Annotated in this window: 8 protein-coding genes; 4 read left to right on the top strand and 4 right to left on the bottom strand. The window is 60.5% G+C overall.

Annotated features, from left to right (window positions below):
• Positions 1 to 148 precede the first annotated feature (148 nt).
• Positions 149 to 970 (bottom strand): carbon-nitrogen hydrolase family protein, encoded by an 822-nt coding sequence (locus J5M72_RS28270; RefSeq protein ID WP_207868224.1) that lies wholly within the window; start codon positions 968 to 970, stop codon positions 149 to 151.
• Between the two features lie 125 nt (positions 971 to 1,095).
• Here J5M72_RS28270 and J5M72_RS28265 point away from each other — a divergent pair, with 125 nt between their 5' ends.
• Positions 1,096 to 1,896, top strand: a complete 801-nt coding sequence (locus J5M72_RS28265; protein ID WP_169431744.1) for a LuxR C-terminal-related transcriptional regulator — start codon at positions 1,096 to 1,098, stop codon at positions 1,894 to 1,896.
• A gap of 35 nt (positions 1,897 to 1,931) precedes the next feature.
• Entirely contained in the window at positions 1,932 to 3,551 is a 1,620-nt protein-coding gene (locus tag J5M72_RS28260; protein ID WP_169431745.1) for an FMN-binding glutamate synthase family protein, read from the top strand.
• 11 nt (positions 3,552 to 3,562) lie between these two features.
• On the opposite strand, the gene J5M72_RS28255 is transcribed toward J5M72_RS28260, so the two are convergent.
• Both J5M72_RS28255 and J5M72_RS28250 read right to left on the bottom strand, forming a co-directional pair.
• Positions 3,563 to 5,068, bottom strand: coding sequence for a glucosyltransferase domain-containing protein (locus tag J5M72_RS28255; protein ID WP_207868222.1), 1,506 nt, complete (start codon positions 5,066 to 5,068; stop codon positions 3,563 to 3,565).
• 191 nt (positions 5,069 to 5,259) lie between these two features.
• Positions 5,260 to 6,681, bottom strand: coding sequence for an amino acid permease (locus tag J5M72_RS28250; RefSeq protein ID WP_207868221.1), 1,422 nt, complete (start codon positions 6,679 to 6,681; stop codon positions 5,260 to 5,262).
• 496 nt (positions 6,682 to 7,177) lie between these two features.
• Between J5M72_RS28250 and J5M72_RS28245 the strand changes: the two genes are divergently transcribed.
• Together J5M72_RS28245 and J5M72_RS28240 are read left to right on the top strand one after the other, a co-directional pair.
• Positions 7,178 to 10,318: a transglycosylase domain-containing protein gene (locus tag J5M72_RS28245; protein ID WP_207868219.1), complete on the top strand. Its 3,141-nt coding sequence runs from the start codon at positions 7,178 to 7,180 to the stop codon at positions 10,316 to 10,318.
• Positions 10,319 to 10,586: 268 nt separating this feature from the next.
• Complete coding sequence (locus tag J5M72_RS28240; RefSeq protein WP_243433535.1) at positions 10,587 to 15,500, top strand: NEL-type E3 ubiquitin ligase domain-containing protein; 4,914 nt, start codon at positions 10,587 to 10,589, stop codon at positions 15,498 to 15,500.
• Positions 15,501 to 15,563: 63 nt separating this feature from the next.
• On the opposite strand, the gene J5M72_RS28235 is transcribed toward J5M72_RS28240, so the two are convergent.
• Positions 15,564 to 16,826 (bottom strand): hypothetical protein, encoded by a 1,263-nt coding sequence (locus J5M72_RS28235; RefSeq protein ID WP_243433534.1) that lies wholly within the window; start codon positions 16,824 to 16,826, stop codon positions 15,564 to 15,566.
• Between the last annotated feature and the right edge of the window lie 32 nt (positions 16,827 to 16,858).

Raw genomic sequence — 16,858 nt, 5'->3', positions numbered from 1 at the left:
CCCCCAAGGGGGCGAGGGGGAAAGGGAGCAGATCTTCATGCTTTTCAGGTCCTGAGTTCGACTCGACTCCTCAGGTCGATGTACTTCGAATGAACACCTCGGTCAGTTCCCTCTCCCTCCGGGAGAGGGTTAGGGTGAGGGCAGCGGTTCACCGGGCAGGAATCAAAAGCTCCCGAACACCACCATCCCGCTCCACCACCTCCCCCGGCAACCTCAACCGCTGATCATCCAGATACCGATAATCCTTGCGCGCTAGCTCCAGCTGAGCGAAATCCAGCTCCACACTGAACCGCCCCTCCTCACGCCCGGCCTCGAACAGCAGCGTGCCCAGCGGATCCACCAGCGCACTGCCGCCGGCAAACATCAACCCGTCATCCCCGGTTTCCACACGGTTGACCATCAGCGCAAACGCCTGGTTTTCCTGGGCCCGGGCCATGATCGCGGTGCGGTGGGTCGGACCGTACGGGTCCATGTTGCCGTTGGTCACGATCAACAATTCGGCGCCCAGTTGCGCCAGGGCCCGGGCCGATTCCGGAAACTCGATGTCGTAGCAGATCAGCAAACCGACCCGAACACCGTTCCACAGGCAGGTGGCGTAACGGTCGCCGGCCTCGAACACGCCGCGGTCCGACGCCCAGAGGTGGGTCTTGCGGTATTTCAGGGCGATGCCTTCCGGAGTAATCAGCAGCGTGGTGTTGTAGAAGCGGCCGTTGTCGTTCTCGGCCATGCCGATCACCACGGCGAGGTTGCGTTCACGGGCGGCAGCCTGCACGGCGCTGACGGTCGGGCCGTCCAGCGGCTCGGCGATCTGCGCCACAGTGTCGGCAGTCGGGAAGCCCATCAGGTGAGTCTCGGGGAACACGATCAGTTGCGTGTCGGCGGCGCAGGCCGCAATCGCCGCGAGTGCGCGTTCGAGGTTGTACGCCGTGTCTTTGTCACGGCCCGCCAGTTGGGCGAGTTCGACTTTCATGGGGAGTCCTTGTTATGAGCGCCGGGTGCCGAAAGATTGCCCGGCGACTGTCTGTGGACCAGTATGCTTCGCATTCGACCGGCCAGGGAATTACGCGGCCGGGGTAACCCGATAGGGGTAGAGGCATGACTGTTTCGTTTGACGACATCACCTGGCACCGCGCCGTCGGGCAGTTGATCGACGCCCTCGACAAGCCGAATTTCTGGGCGCAACTGGTGCGCCTGCTCGACCAGTACGTCACGTTCGATAGCTGGGTGGCGCTGCTGTTCAGCGCCGACCGCCATCCGCAGGTGTTCGCCGAATGCCCCGGCGCCGACGGCAGTCCCGACCAGTTGTTCCAGGATTACCTGCGCGGGTTGTACCTGCTCGACCCGTTCTACATCGCCTGCCGCGAGCAATCGCGCACCGGGTTGTATCGCCTGTCGGAGGTCGCGCCGGAGCACTTCGAATTGACCGAGTATTACCAGCGATACTTTCGTCTGAATGTGGTGGCCGACGAAATCCAGTTCAATTGCCAGCTCGAAGGCGACCGCACGCTGTGCCTGTCACTGGGCAGCCAGCAGCGCTTCAGCGGCGAGCAGATTGCCTTGCTGTCGCTGATCCAGCCGTGGGTGCTCGGCCTGTTGCGCCAGCGCCTGCCCTACGAAATCAATGAAACCCTGGCATTGGCACCGGCGCCTGCGCAACCGGACTGGCGGGTGCAGCTCGAAGCGTCGGTGCAGCAACTCAAGGGCGCGCAACTGACCGCCCGGGAACTGGATGTCGGGCGTTTGATGCTCAGCGGTTGCTCCAGTAAAGAAATCGCCCGTAAGCTGGAAATCTCTGTTGAAACCGTGAAAGTCCATAAGAAACACATGTACAGCAAGCTGGGGATCAAATCCCAGTCGGAGCTGTTTTCGATCTTTCTGCAGGCGCAGAACGCCTGACTGCCGCAAAAAACCGTCCGAACCAAGGAAACCGTATGAGCCTGTCACTTCTGAGCCGCTACGCCTTCTTTGCCGTCTGCGTGATTTTCACCCTCGCCAGCCTGCCCTTTCTCGAACACGACTGGCTGTGGCCGATCACTGCCGTTACCGGCGTGTTGAGCCTGCTGGGTCTGTTCGACCTGATGCAAAGCCCCCACGCGGTGCGCCGCAACTACCCGATCCTGGGCAACATCCGTTACCTGGTCGAAGGCATCCGCCCGGAGATCCGCCAGTACCTGCTGGAATCCGACAGCGACGCCCTGCCCTTCTCCCGCGCCCAGCGTTCGCTGGTGTACTCGCGAGCCAAGAATGAAAGCGCCGACAAACCGTTCGGCACCTTGATCGACGTCTACCAATCCGGTTTCGAATTCATCGGCCACTCGATGCGCCCGGCGCCGTTGAGCGACCCGAGCAGTTTCCGCGTCACCGTCGGCGGCCCGCAGTGTACCCAGCCGTATTCGGCGTCGGTGTTCAACATCTCGGCCATGAGCTTCGGTTCCCTCAGTGCCAACGCGATCCGTGCGCTGAACCAGGGTGCGAAACTCGGCAATTTCGCCCACGACACCGGCGAAGGCAGCATCAGCCCGTATCACCGCGAACACGGCGGCGACCTGACCTGGGAGCTGGGCAGCGGCTATTTCGGTTGCCGCACCAGCGACGGCCGCTTCGACCCCGAACGCTTCGCCGCCCAGGCACAGACCCCACAAGTGCGGATGATCGAAATCAAGATGAGCCAGGGCGCCAAACCCGGCCACGGCGGGATTCTGCCCAAGCACAAAGTGACCCAGGAAATCGCCGATACCCGCGGCATCCTGATGGGCGAAGACTGCATTTCACCGTCCCGCCACAGCGCGTTCTCCACACCGATCGAGATGATGCATTTCATACAGCAACTGCGTGAATTGTCTGGCGGCAAACCGGTGGGCTTCAAGTTCTGCCTCGGTCATCCATGGGAGTTCATGGGCATCGCCAAAGCCATGCTCGAAACCGGGATCCTGCCGGACTTCATCGTGGTCGACGGCAAGGAAGGTGGCACCGGCGCCGCGCCGGTGGAATTCACCGACCACATCGGCGTACCGATGCGCGAAGGTCTGCTGTTCGTACACAACACGCTGGTCGGCCTGAATCTGCGGGACAAGATCAAGCTCGGCGCCAGCGGCAAGATCGTCAGTGCCTTCGACATCGCCAGCGTGCTGGCCATCGGCGCCGACTGGGCCAACTCGGCGCGCGGTTTCATGTTCGCCATCGGCTGCATCCAGTCGCAAAGCTGCCACACCAACAAATGCCCGACCGGCGTCGCCACCCAGGACAACCTCCGCCAGCGCGCGCTGGTGGTGCCGGACAAGGCCCAGCGGGTCTACAACTTCCATCGCAACACGTTGAAGGCGCTGGCGGAAATGCTCGCCGCCGCCGGCCTCGATCATCCGTCGCAACTGTCGGCCAAGCATTTGGTGCGGCGCATGTCGGCCACCGAAATCAAACTGTTCTCGCAGCTGCATGTGTTCCTGAAACCTGGGGAATTGCTCACCGGGGAAGTGAACGGCGAGTTCTATTCGCGGATGTGGCAGATGGCGCGGGCGGACAGTTTTGAGCCGCAGGAAATCGCGGCGGCCTAGACTCTGAACGGTCACCATTGCAGCAAGCGGCCGTGGGGCGGCTCCTTCATCACGATGAAGCCGTAGTCGCCAATCAGGTAAAGCCGGTAATAGAGGCTGTCCACTAAGGGTGGATAGCCCATCAGACCGACGCGGGTCGCGTTGCGCCGCTCCCGCTCGGCGACCACGTTGGTGATGCCGGCCGAAGGCAGATTTTCGGCGAGCATGAAGTAATCGATGTTCAGCAGATATTGCAGCACCGGCAACTGTTTGAACGTACCCACCGCCCCCGCCAGCCAGCGGTCGGAGTACGTCACCGAGATATAAATCCGTTTGGCTTCGCGCAGTTCGCGATGGGATGAAATGTCGTGGCTCAGGCTGTTGAGAGCACTGCTGGCGAAGGTTTTTTCCATCGTCAGCACCCGCCCGTACGCGAAGGACAGCGACAGCGTGGCCAGAAGCGGAATCGCCAACACCAGAGGCAGCCGCGAGTGCAGCGACATCAACCCCAGCCAGGCCAGATAGAACAGCAACATCAGCAACACGCCGAACCCCATCAGAGTTCGCGCACCTTCGTTGAAATCGCGAAACAACAGCGTCATCCCCGGCACCAGCAACACAATCAGCGGCAAAGTCAGCAGACAGCCACAGCTCAGGAGCAGGCCCTTTGCGGGTGGTTCCTGGCGCAGGCGAATTTGCCGTCCCATCCGTACACCACCGAACAATGCGCACAGAAGTAATACGACGAACACTGCTGTGTAGCCACTGTGAAACAGCAGCGCCACCTTCTCCATGACCCGGCCAAAATTGATGCTGATCTGCAGCAGTGGATCAGCACTGAGGTTGAGCAATTCGGTGCGTGTGGAATCCGTGAACGGATAGGCCGTGACCGCGTAGATCGACACGCCCAGCACCAGTTGCGCCAGCCGCCAGCCTGATTGGCGCCAGAGTTCATCCCATGGCACTCGCGCGTGAACATGCCTGAGCAACTCCACACAACACAGTCCAAGAAACACATTGAGGCTGATCTGGTACAGCCCGATCGCCAGCGCCAGCAACACCGAAGGGACCAGCCATCGCTGTATTCGCGAAGTACCGCCAAACGTGATCGCGTAAATCACCGCGACCAGACTCAGGGCCATGCCGGCCCCGTCGTATTGGTAGGACAGGTTCTGCAACAGGAACGGGTTGTACCAGAGCGGCAACGGAACCAGACAACAGGCCAGGGTCGGTTCAGGAAAATAGTGAAAGGTCAGCCGCGTCAGGGCAAAAGACATGGCCACCGTGGCGATCAACAGCGGCAATGGAAAAATATTCGGTGCAGCGCCGGTGAACGTCAGCGCCTGATACAGCCAGTCCATGAACAACCGCCCCTGCCCCGCCCAGGCGTTGCCGGCGGCCAGGGTCCGCCAGTTGTCGTCGATGTAGGGGAAGTCGGCGAGGATCAGCGGCAGGATGTACAGCGTCGTGGCGAGCAGGAAGAACAGCACGACCTGACGGTGGCCGAGTTCTCGGTCGACAAAATCACTCATCCTCATGTCCGTGCCTCTGAATTGGTTGCCACCGATTCGATCACTAAACGTTGGAAAGCGGCTACTGTCAGGAATTACAGGTTAGCGACCCTTTCAGACGAGCGGATAGGCATGTCCAGGCCGTTGAATATCTTTATCCCGGAAAAACAAAAGCCCCGGACTTTCGACCGGGGCTTTCGAGTTTCAGCGCTGACGAATTATGACACCGAACGCATCGCGCCCTGTGCCGAATCCTTCGGCTGCAGCTTGAACACGTAGAACAACACCGTCAGCAGCACCAGGAACGCCGGGCCCACATACAGCGCCACACGGGTATCCGGGAAGTACGCCATCAGCCCCACCACCAGCACCAGGAACGCCAGCGCCAGATAGGAGCTGACCGGGAACAGCCACATTTTGTACTTCAGGCCGGCCCGTTCGCTGGCGCTCAGGCCTTTGCGGAATTTCAACTGCGCCAGCAGGATCATCACCCAGGTCCAGATTGCGCCGAAGGTGGCAATCGAGGTCACCCAGACGAAGACTTTTTCCGGAACCAGATAGTTGAGCAGCACGCCCAGCAACAGCGCGAAGATCGACAGCAGCAACGCCCGACGCGGCACGCCGTTGCTCGAGGTGCGAGCGAAACCGGCCGGCGCCTGGCCGTTCTGCGCCAGGCTGTAGAGCATGCGCCCGGTGCTGAAGATGCCGCCATTGCACGACGACAGCGCAGCGGTAATCACCACGAAGTTGATGATGCCGGCGGCGGTCTTGATGCCCAGACGCTCGAAGGTCATCACGAACGGACTGCCCTGGGTGCCGATTTCATTCCACGGGTAGATCGACAGGATCACGAACAGCGCGCCGACGTAGAACAGCAGGATCCGCCAGAACACCGAGCCGATCGCATTGGGGATGGTCTTCTGCGGGTTCTTCGCTTCACCGGCGGTCAGACCGATCATTTCCACACCCAGATAAGCGAACATCACCATCTGCAGCGACATCAACACGCCCGTCACGCCGTTGGGCATGAAGCCGCCGTGGGCCCACAGGTTGGAAATCCCCAGCGCCACACCGTCGTTGCCGAAACCGAAGGCGATGATGCCGATGCCGCCCAGCACCATGGCGATGATGGTGACGATTTTGATCAGGGCGAACCAGAACTCGAACTCACCGAAGGCCTTCACCGCGATCAGGTTGATCGAGCCCATGCTGACCAGCGCCGCCAGCGCCCAGATCCAGCGCGGGACATCGGGAAACCAGATGCCCATGTACACCGCCACCGCCGTGATTTCCGCAACGCAGGTCACCAGCCACAGGAACCAGTAGTTCCAGCCGGTCAGAAAACCGGCCAGCGGGCCGAGGTAATCCTGTGCGTAACGGCTGAAGGAGCCGGCCACCGGGTTGTGTACGGCCATTTCGCCGAGGGCGCGCATGATCACCAGGATCGCCAGACCACCGATGATGTAAGACAGCATGATTGCCGGGCCGGCCATTTCGATGGCCTTGGCCGAACCGAGAAACAGACCGACACCGATACAGGCGCCGAGCGCCATCAGGCGAATGTGCCGTTCACCAAGTTCGCGTTTGAGTGGACCGCCGTTAGCGGTCTCGCCATGGGGCGGGTGATTGCCGACTGGCATGGGGGACTTCCTCGTCTTGTTATTGGATAGACCACCGAGTGTCGAAGCGTCGGCCGATAAGCCATGGCTTCCCGACACCGCGCCGGCCTCGTGGGCGGACGCGTCCTGCAGGTTCGGGCCTGAGGATCAGAGGGGCTGGCAGTATAAAAAGCTTCCCGCAGGAAATTTCACTCTAAAAACCGACATATTCAGCGACAAGCATCGTTATAAATCGGCATTTCGAGACAAACACTCCTGAAAAAACCGGATTATTCACTGCCGAAATGGGCGCCGAGTATTGCACAGCAATGGTGCATCGTCATGCCCCTACCCAAGTCGTATTTACCCGAGAACCGCTCTGTTCCGCCCTTTTCCAGGACCTGCACACCCGTCGCTGCCGGATTGCCCGCCGCGCAGATTTGTTCAGGGTCCAGGCTTCACAATTTTTTCACCCGCGCCAACCACCGACTAAGCTTCAGTCAAGTCCGATCAATCTGCGTGAATGGATCAATCGACTATGGGCGCTTTGTGGCAAACCGATTCGAGTGAAAAAGTGGTTCCGACTGAACGTGTGGATGAAGCGCCTGTCCCTGAGAAACCCCGTCGCAACCGGCATGGGTGGAAGGCTTTCTGGCTGTTGCTGGTGATCATTGCGATTGTGGTGGGCCTGGCCGCGATGAAGGAAATGCGCACCTCGCGTTTTCAATCCCGCGAGGTCAGCCAGTACGCCGCCAAATTGACCTATGAACTGCAACCGGGGCCAAGCGAAGCCATTCGTTATCCGGGCAACGGGCCTTTCGATCTGCGTCTGGGTTACAGCTCGCTGGATGAGTTTCTGCCTCGGCTGCTCAAGCGCAACTACGTGATCACCGAACAGACGCGCTTCTCGCCAGCGCTGCTCGGCTATACCGACAAGGGCCTGTTCGTGCCCTACTCCGAGAAAATCCAGGCCGGGCTGTCGATCACCGATTGCCGCGCCGCGCCGCTGTATCAGTACAACTATCCACAGCAGCTATATTCGAGTTTCGAGTCGATCCCGCCGGTGGTGGTCAACAGCCTGCTGTTCATCGAAAACCGCTTTCTGCTCGACCCCCAACAACCGCTGGCCAACCCGGCAGTGGACTGGCCGCGCTTCGGCATGGCCGCGTGGTCGCAGGTAGCCAAGTTATTGCACTTGCCGGGACAGTCGGCCGGCGGCAGCACCCTGGCCACGCAACTGGAAAAGTATCGCCACTCGCCTGACGGACTGACGGTGAACGGCGCCGAGAAAATCCGCCAGATGATTTCCGCCAGCGTGCGAGCCTATCAGGCCGGCCCTGACACCTTGTCGGCACGGCGCAACATCATTCGTGATTACCTCAACAGCGTGCCGTTGTCAGCGGTGCCGGGGCATGGTGAAGTCCACGGCATGGCCGAAGGTTTGCGGGTCTGGTACGGCGCCGACTTCAACGAAGCCAACGCAAAACTGGCGAGCACCGCGACCGACCCGAAGTCCATGGCCGACAAGGGCCTGGCCCTGCGCGAAATGCTCTCGCTGATGATCGCCCAGCGCCGTCCTTCTCATTACCTGACCAAGGGCCGGGAAGAGCTGGCCGACCTCACCGACAGCCATCTGCGGCTGCTCAAGCAGAATGGCGTGATCGACACCGCGCTGGCCGATGCCGCCTTGGCCAGCATGGTCACTTACCGCGACTGGCAGACCCAGCCGACCATCCAGCCGATCGAGACCAACAAAGGCATCAGCGTCGCCCGCAGCCGGTTGGCCTCGATGCTCAATCGTCCGCTCTACGATCTCGACCGTCTCGACCTCTCGGCCACCAGCACCCTGCAGGGCGAGCTGCAAACCCAGGCCACCGCCTACCTGAAAAAACTCGCCGACCCCGCCTACGCCGCCGAAATCGGCCTGCTCGGCGAACGTCTGCTGACGCCCACCAGCACCACGCAAGTGCGCTACAGCTTCACCCTGTTCGAGCTGACACCGGACGGTTCGCGGGTGCGGGTGCAGACCGACAGCACCGACCAGCCGTTCGACATCAACGAGGGCAGCAAGCTGGAACTGGGCTCCACCGCCAAGATGCGGGTGCTGACCACCTACCTGCAAATCATCTCTGAGCTGCATGACAAGTACGGCGCCATGACCGTGCCGGAGCTGAAGAAAGTGGACGTACCGGATCAGGACCGCCTGACCCAGTGGGTGATCGATTACCTGATCCAGAACACGGATCACGACCTGTCGAAGATGCTCGGCGCAGCCCTCGACCGCAAATATTCCGCCAGCCCCGGCGAGGCGTTTTTCACCGGCGGCGGGCTGCATGTGTTCCACAACTTTCGCAAGGAAGACAACGGCCGCATGCCGACCCTGCGCGATGCTCTGCGCGAGTCGATCAACCTGCCGTTCATTCGCCTGATGCGCGATCTGGTGCGCTACACCACCTACTCCGGCCCCAACAACAGCGCCGAGCTGCTCAAGGACGATCGCGACCCGCGGCGTCAGGAATACCTCGCCTCGTTCGCCGACCGCGAAGGCACTTCGTTCCTGCTCAAGTTCTGGAAGAAGTACCGGAACAAGGACACCCAGGCCCGGCTCGACACCTTCCTCGACAGCATGCGCCCGACCCCGATCCGCATGGCCGCCGTGCACCGTTACCTGCTGCCCAACGCCAGTCAGGAAGACTTCAACACCTTTGTGCGCTCGCACCTCAAGGGCGTAAAAATTACCGAAAAACTCACCGACGAACGCCTGGAACGGCTCTATCTGGCCTACGGGCCCGGCACCTATGACCTGCCGGATCAGGGCTTCATCGCCAAGGTCCACCCGCTGGACCTGTGGCTGATCGGCTACCTGCTCAACCACCCGGACGCGACCTGGAGCCAGATCGTCAAGGCCAGTCAGTTCGAACGTCAGGAAGTCTACAGCTGGCTGTTCAAGAGCAAGCACAAGGGCGCCCGCGACAGCCGGATCCGCACCATGCTGGAAATCGAGGCGTTCCTCGACATCCATCAGCGCTGGCAGAAAGTCGGCTATCCGTTCGATCACCTGGTGCCGTCGCTGGCCACCGCCATCGGCAGTTCCGGTGATCGTCCCGCCGCGCTGGCGGAGTTGATCGGCACCATCCTCAACGACGGTGTTCGCATGCCGACCTTGCGCATCGACAGCCTGCACTTCGCCGCCGGCACGCCTTACGAAACCAAACTGGTCAATGACCCTCACGTCGGCAAACGGGTGATGCCGTCCGAAGTCGCCACGGCGATGCGTGAAGCGCTTTCGCAAGTGGTGGACTCGGGGACGGCCAAACGTGTTTCCGGCAGTTTCAAACTGAACGATGGAACACCGCTGACCATGGGCGGCAAGACCGGTACCGGTGACAACCGCATCGAAGCCATCGGTTCCGGCGGACGCATTTTGAGCTCCAAGTCGATCAACCGTACGGCGACCTTCGTGTTCTACATCGGCGACCACCATTTCGGCACGCTCACCGCATTCGTGCCGGGGCGCTCGGCGGAGAACTTCAAGTTCACCTCGGCCCTGCCGGTGCAGGTGCTCAAGGGCATGGCGCCGATTCTGATGCCGTACTTGCAGCCGGGCAGTGATTCACAGTGCCTTGCACCGCAGACACCTACTGTGGCATCCGCTTCATTTGAAGCCGATGCCGGGTAGTAGTTATGTGTTTTATGCATTTCAATATTCAATCATTAACGTATTAATCCGACACCGAGACAGCAGGCTTTTAAACTAATTAATCAGGACTTTGAACGTTAGGCTGAGAACTCTTTACTTATTCAAGGCCTGCACAATGACTGCAACATCCACATATAAAGGGCAACATTACGACTTAATTAAATCGCGGATCGATCCGGTATTCAGCGATATGCAGTTGCATCGTGCCCGAGCGCTGACAAAGACATCGCCAAACCGTGAGTCGTGGATGATCGCGACGCCAGCAGCCAGGCTGGAACGCCTGTCCGACGATAACCGTCGCGCCTGGGGAGCGCAGAATCGCATCGACCGCCTGCTCGGCCGTCTCCAGGACATTTACGCCTTTGCCGAACCGCTGCTGAAAGCGAAGTTGCTTGAACAGTTCAATATCGACGTCGACGTCAGGAATACCTATGTAAGGCTTTACGCTGCAGCAACAACACCCTGGTATGCGATTGATATCGCGAAGGGTTCCAAAGCCCGTACCGTTTCAATGCTTGACGCTGCGTTGCAGAACTTCGCGCGCGATGAAACTTATCAACACTACTCAACATTCATTATAAAAACCGACGCTGTCCGCGACTTGTTCGATATCTCGCCAATTGGCAAGACCCTGAGTGTGAGTCAGTTTCAGGCATTGTGCCGGCAACTGGACATCGGAGCGCAGTACAGGGCCCATCTCGACACAATCCTGCTGAATCCGGAGCCGGTTGCCGAAACCTATTTGCGGACAAGGGTCGAACAAAGCCTGCAAGCCGCACTGAAGGCTGCCGCCCGCATGGCGCAGATCAAAAGGGACATTGGCCCCGGCGCCTATGCGCTGATTCGCGACCTTTTGCTGGGCCGGCAGAACCTGACGCTCGATGGTCAGGCCATGTGCGTGTGCGATCTGGGCATGATGGACCTGACCCTGACCGGGGTCGTGATCATCCGCCCCGATCCGGCGCAGGCGCAACACTCGCAGAAAATGATTGCCTACGTGCCGCACGACCCCGATCACCCGCTCAAGGAATATGCCTCCACACTGGCATTCATGGACGAGTTGACCCGCCAGTTGCGGGCAGACAGAACGTTGCCGTCTTCGGGTATCGGCTACCGGACGTTTTTCAGTCAGTTTGTCGACCACGAACAGCGCGGTCATTTTTTCGCCGGACTCGAACAGCGCCTGACCTTCGTCAAATGGTATGCGAAGGAACCGGGTGACGCCCGACCGTCCTGGCGGGAAACCCCGGTCGAGAAGCCTCAACTGCAATTCAGCGCCCCCCCGATCACAGCGCCTCTGTGGACTTATCTCTACCGACAACGGCTCAACAAAATCCTCAATGACGCACGCAGCATCGCCGTGTCGACTGCCGACGCCGACAACAACGCGCGCTGGGCCTGGTGGGAGAATTTCAAGAAGATCGCCTCGGACATCTTCAATGCCGCGCTACTGGTCCTGACGCCATTCGTTCCGGGACTGGGCGAACTGATGTTGGCCTATACCGCTTATCAACTGACCAGCGAAGTGGTTGAAGGCGTGGTCGACCTCACTCACGCCCACTGGGCCGACGCGGCGCAACACGTGGTCGGCGTGGTGACCGATGTGATTGAGTTCGCCGCATTGGGTGCCGGCCATGCCATCGGCAGTTCATTTCGCCTCAAGCTTTCCCCGTTTGTCGAGAACATGAAACCGGTTCAGTCGTTCGACGGCAAGACCCGGCTCTGGAACCCCGACCTGACACCTTACGAGCAACCGGCGCTGGCTCCGCCCGACACCTCCAGGCCAGATGTCCTGGGCTTGCATCACCATGCCGGAAAGACCGTTCTGCCCCTGGAGGGCAAGCATTACGAGGTGAAATACGATCGCAACAGCGGCCATCATCGCGTTCAGCACCCCGTTCGGCCGCAGGCCTATTCTCCGCAGTTGCGGCACAACGGCCAGGGGGCATGGACTCACGAAGCGGAAACCCCACAAGATTGGGAAGGGCCGACGCTGATGCAGCGCCTGGGGCATTCCGTGGCGGGATACACCCAGGCCGAGCAGGAGAACCTGCGCGCCATCAGTGGCACCCCACCTGCAGCCTTGCGCAGGATCCATGTGGAAAACACGTCCCCCCCACCGCTGCTGGCCGACACGGTGACGCGCTTCAATACCTGGGAGGAAGCGAAAAGCCTCAGTCAGCGGATTCGTACCGGCCAGCCGCTGGATCCGGCCTCGTACTGGTTCGAGCGCATGGCACCGGACCTGCCCGGCTGGCCCGCCGACAAAGCCTTGAAGGTCTTTGAGAACGGCGATACAAGCGGTGGCTTTCGCAAGTATGGAAATCCCCAGGCACCGGATGCTCAGACGCTCGGCATCAGTGTCTCGGACATGATGGCTGGCAGATTGCCGGAACGGTTGGCGGACTTCCTTGACGATGCCGACATGAAATCTTTGCTGGGCGGCAACTACCCCAAGGCCGAACGGGCACAGGTCTTGCGCAACCAACTGGCCGATGCCGCGCAAAGGCGCCTCCCGGAAATTTTCGACTACCAGTACCGGCTCAAGGATTACAACGGCGATGCGCGTATCCAGTTGCTGCAACGGCAGTACCCGTCATTGCCTTCCAGGGTCGCTGAAATCCTGCTGTCAAAGGCAACCCCCGACGAACAGAACGTGATGCTCGAAGAACATCGAATTCCCCTGCGCCTGAAGGATCAGGCACGGGAAAGCGCTTTCGAGGTGATGGCCGCACGCGCGGTCGAAGGCCTGCACGAGCCAGCGCTGCTGGGCCTGGACACCGAACGCCTCGTGCTCAACACCCTGAAAGTCCATACCCACACCTTCGCCGATTTGCGCATTGAGGTACGCGCCGGCACTTACGACGGCCCCTTGCGCTGCAGCGCCGGCGCCCCGGACGCAGCCCAACAGCGAATATTGATCAGGGACGAGTACGGCCGTTACGAGGTGCGCAACGGCGCGCACATTGAACGCAATAATCTGTACGAAGCCATTCTGTTGGCCCTGCCTTCCGAACTGCGCAACACACTGGGATATCGACCCGGGCAGGGAGAACGGTTCAGGCAATGGCTGATCGCCAAAACCGAGCCGCCGGCCGAACGTCGGACCCTGCTGGCCCAACCACCGATCCGTCCGGTCGTACCGCTGGAAACCGGATTGTTGCTGCGCGGTGGCTGGCTGTCCAAAGGCGCTCGAACCGTGGAAGAGAAAGTGCAGAATCTCTATCCGCATTTCAATGAAGCGCAAGTCGCAGCGTTCACCCGGTCGCTGCAGCGCAACGGCGATCCCCACGCCGGGATCGAACGCCTTGAGCGCGAACTGAATAGCCTGAAACAGAAACTCGAACAATGGCGGCAGAGTTTTCTGAGCAGCTGGGACGCCGACAGTCCCGACACTAACCTGCCCAGGTCCTACTTCGACTATCTGCACAAGGGCGGTCGTGACATCGCCGATCGGCTGCTGGAATGTTTCGAGCGAAAGTCCGAGTTGTTTGGCGAGCGCTTCACCAGCCTGGAAAGTGGCTATGCGCTGGACCTCTCCAGCGGATACCTGTCTCGCGATCTCCAGAGCTGGTGGCGACAACTGCCGGACGGTTTGAAACCCTGGCTCGATCAGATCACCACCCTGAGTGTGGATGGATCGAGATTTTCCCCGGATGCAACCGGTTTGTTGAAAGACTTTCGCCATTTGCGGCAGTTCAGCGCCCGAAATTGCGGACTGCATGCCTTGCCCGATGGCGTCGGTCAGATGCGCCTGCTGGAAACCCTGCGCCTGAACAACAATCAGATCCGCCTGACGCCTGCGGCGGTGGAGCAACTGCGCAATCTGACGCGCCTGGAAACCCTGCGCCTGGACAACAATCCACTGGGCCTGCCACCGGATATCGGACGGATGCCGAGACTCAAGGTGTTGAGTCTGGTCAACACACAGATCAGTGACTGGCCCGTGGGGCTGCTCTTGAAAGCCCGGCCACGGGGTTTTTTCCTGGATCTGAGGTCAAATCCGATTACGCAGATGCCCCAGGTTGCTCCGGGGTCCGACAAGGCATGGCTGATTGCGCGTACTCGCCTTCATGGAGAACGGTTGTCGACTTCGGCGCGTGCAACCTTCGAGACCTACCGGACGTCAGTGGGGATATCCGCCCATGAAACTTACTCCACCGCCGCCGAAGACCTACTCCAGCAGTGGCCCATTTCCCTGGATACCTCGCTGGCGCAAGACAGCGCGGGCATCGGCGCCTACCGCGGCGAAGCGTGGCATGCGGTGGCCAGCGAGCCCGATTCAGACGGCTTTCTGAAAGTGCTGCAGGCCCTGACCCGCTCCGCCGATTATCTGGCCGGTGATAAGGCGCGGGATCAATTGACCGACCGGGTCTGGCGGATGATTGCCGCCATGGACATCGACACCCGATTGCGCGAAGACCTGTTTCTCATGTCAACCGATCCCGAAGGCTGCGAGGATGCCAGTGCCCAATTGTTCAACAACATGGGCATACGGGTGCTGGCGTCCGAAGCCCGATTGTTCTCCACCAGTCACGCCGAGCTGGAGCGCAAACTGGTGACACTGGCCAAGGGGGCGGCACGCCTGAGACAAGTGAGCGAAATCGCCCGAGACGACATCAAGGCTCGCAACGGCGATCCCGATGAGGTCGAGGTTCACCTGGCCTACGAAACGGGGCTGGCCAAACGCCTGGATTTGCCCTGGCAGTCCGAAGCCATGAAATTTCGTCCGGTCGCCGGTGTCGACGACGAGACCATCGCCGAGGCCTACGACAGGATCATCGGCCAGGAGGCCGGCGACGGGCTGGTCAACCAAATGATCGAGCAACCGTTCTGGGGCCAATATTTGCGCGAAACCTGGCCAGGAGAACTCCTCGCCAACACCCGCGCTCATCAGGCAAAGGGCGACCTGCTGATCGATTTGCAGGCGGCCCAGCACGACTGGGTTGAAGCGGCGCACTTGCCACCGCAGCAACAGTACCTGCGCAGGCACGCACTCAGCGAGCTGGCGCGCCAATTGTCGATACCCGATCAAGAGGTGTTCACAGAAGAGAAGATGAGCGAGGAAAGCTATTCTCGCTGGTTGGAGGCCATCGGTGATCAGGAGAAGGAACTGCCCAGAACGCTGACACGCGAGGCCATGGTTCGGGCGGGGATCTGATCCCACTCGACGGAGCCGTGAAGGCGTGGATCGATTGCCTTCACGGTACAACGGTGGCCAGGCCTACACTTCCGAATCCCAGATCACGGTGACGTTGCCGGCATACCGCCTGGCCCGACCGGGCTGCAACATCTGCTCAAGATAGAACGCCGGTATTTCGAAGTGCAGCGTGCCGGGCGCCCGCTCCAGAAAATACCCCGGTTGAAAGACCGTGCCTTGCACATCATCTGTCAGAGGACGGTGTTTGACCGGTTGGCCCGCCATGTCCGTGATGCCGTGGGGCAGGCTGACGCTCATGTAGACCTGGGGAAACGTCGAGCCGCTTTCGGTATCGCGCAGGGCACAGGCACCGATTCCGCCATGCTCGCACTCGAAGAACATCTTGAATTTCGAAGAGGCCGAAATGTTGAAGGTCTGATCCCGGAACAGGCGTGCCGGCCGGCGTCCTTCCTGCAGCCACGCCTGCCAGCCTCCCTGCGGCACCAGTTCGATCCTGTTGCCGCCGGGCGGCAGGGCAACCTTGAGCACATGCTGGACATCCAGGACAAAGCGAAAGGTCAGGCTCGAATTGTCCGGCAGCATGTTGTCGCCCATGTCAAAGTCGCCGCCCGGCGCGATGGAATAAATCAGTTCGCCCGTGTAAAGCCCCGACGACATGGCCAAAGGGTCGGGAGTACGCAACTCATAGCCCACGTCCAGATAGTCGTAGGACATCCACGGAATCTTGAAGGCGGCGCCCTTGCTGCAGGCCGACTCGTTCGGTGTCCGCCAGAAAAATGTGTAACTGTCAGGTCCCAGACTGGCCATCGCGCCGCTCTGACAGGCCCCCGGCGCCCCTCCCCATGAGCCTCCGATCCACAATCGGTTATGCCCTTCCTGATCACCGGATGCCCCCGTCAGATTGGCCGCGGTGTCACTCAGGACATACTGTGACCCGAGCGCGCCGATCCGGATCTCCATGGAATGCGACTCCCCTGTCACCACATTCGAGACATTCAGGCTTCGCCACTGCGCCGGTGCCTTGAGCGTCGCCCCGGCACGTGCCGGCGCGCCAGGCTCGATGGGATGGATGGCGGCAAAACGCAGGGGCAACCTGAGACCGGACAGGTTGTACGTCTTGCAATCGTTGACGTAGTTGGCGCAATAGCCGCTTTGCGGGGTCTGGTTGATGAACTGATTGTTGTGCGGATTGGCGGAATCGGGAACGAAGCTGGCTCGAATCTCCTGAGTGACCGCCTGCGCCGGAGACGAGAACATTCCGGCGAGCACTTGCATGAACAACCAACCTTTACCGAACGTCCTGACTGTTCCAAAGCTGAAATCCATTGACCCTTCCTTGCACTGAAAGCCGTGGTGAA

This window comes from Pseudomonas sp. 58(2021) (assembly GCF_017491585.1).
GTDB lineage: Bacteria > Pseudomonadota > Gammaproteobacteria > Pseudomonadales > Pseudomonadaceae > Aquipseudomonas > Aquipseudomonas fluorescens_BT.
The sequence above is the reverse complement of the archived record's forward strand: the minus strand, read 5'-3'. Positions and strand labels throughout refer to the sequence as shown.

What these genes read in the sequence shown, in the direction of transcription:
- J5M72_RS28270 (WP_207868224.1), bottom strand. Translation starts at nt 970, where the DNA reads ATGAAAGTCGAACTCGCCCAACTGGCGGGCCGTGACAAAGACACGGCG.
- J5M72_RS28265 (WP_169431744.1), top strand. Translation starts at nt 1,096, where the DNA reads ATGACTGTTTCGTTTGACGACATCACCTGGCACCGCGCCGTCGGGCAG.
- J5M72_RS28260 (WP_169431745.1), top strand. Translation starts at nt 1,932, where the DNA reads ATGAGCCTGTCACTTCTGAGCCGCTACGCCTTCTTTGCCGTCTGCGTG.
- J5M72_RS28255 (WP_207868222.1), bottom strand. Translation starts at nt 5,068, where the DNA reads ATGAGGATGAGTGATTTTGTCGACCGAGAACTCGGCCACCGTCAGGTC.
- J5M72_RS28250 (WP_207868221.1), bottom strand. Translation starts at nt 6,681, where the DNA reads ATGCCAGTCGGCAATCACCCGCCCCATGGCGAGACCGCTAACGGCGGT.
- J5M72_RS28245 (WP_207868219.1), top strand. Translation starts at nt 7,178, where the DNA reads ATGGGCGCTTTGTGGCAAACCGATTCGAGTGAAAAAGTGGTTCCGACT.
- J5M72_RS28240 (WP_243433535.1), top strand. Translation starts at nt 10,587, where the DNA reads ATGATCGCGACGCCAGCAGCCAGGCTGGAACGCCTGTCCGACGATAAC.
- J5M72_RS28235 (WP_243433534.1), bottom strand. Translation starts at nt 16,826, where the DNA reads ATGGATTTCAGCTTTGGAACAGTCAGGACGTTCGGTAAAGGTTGGTTG.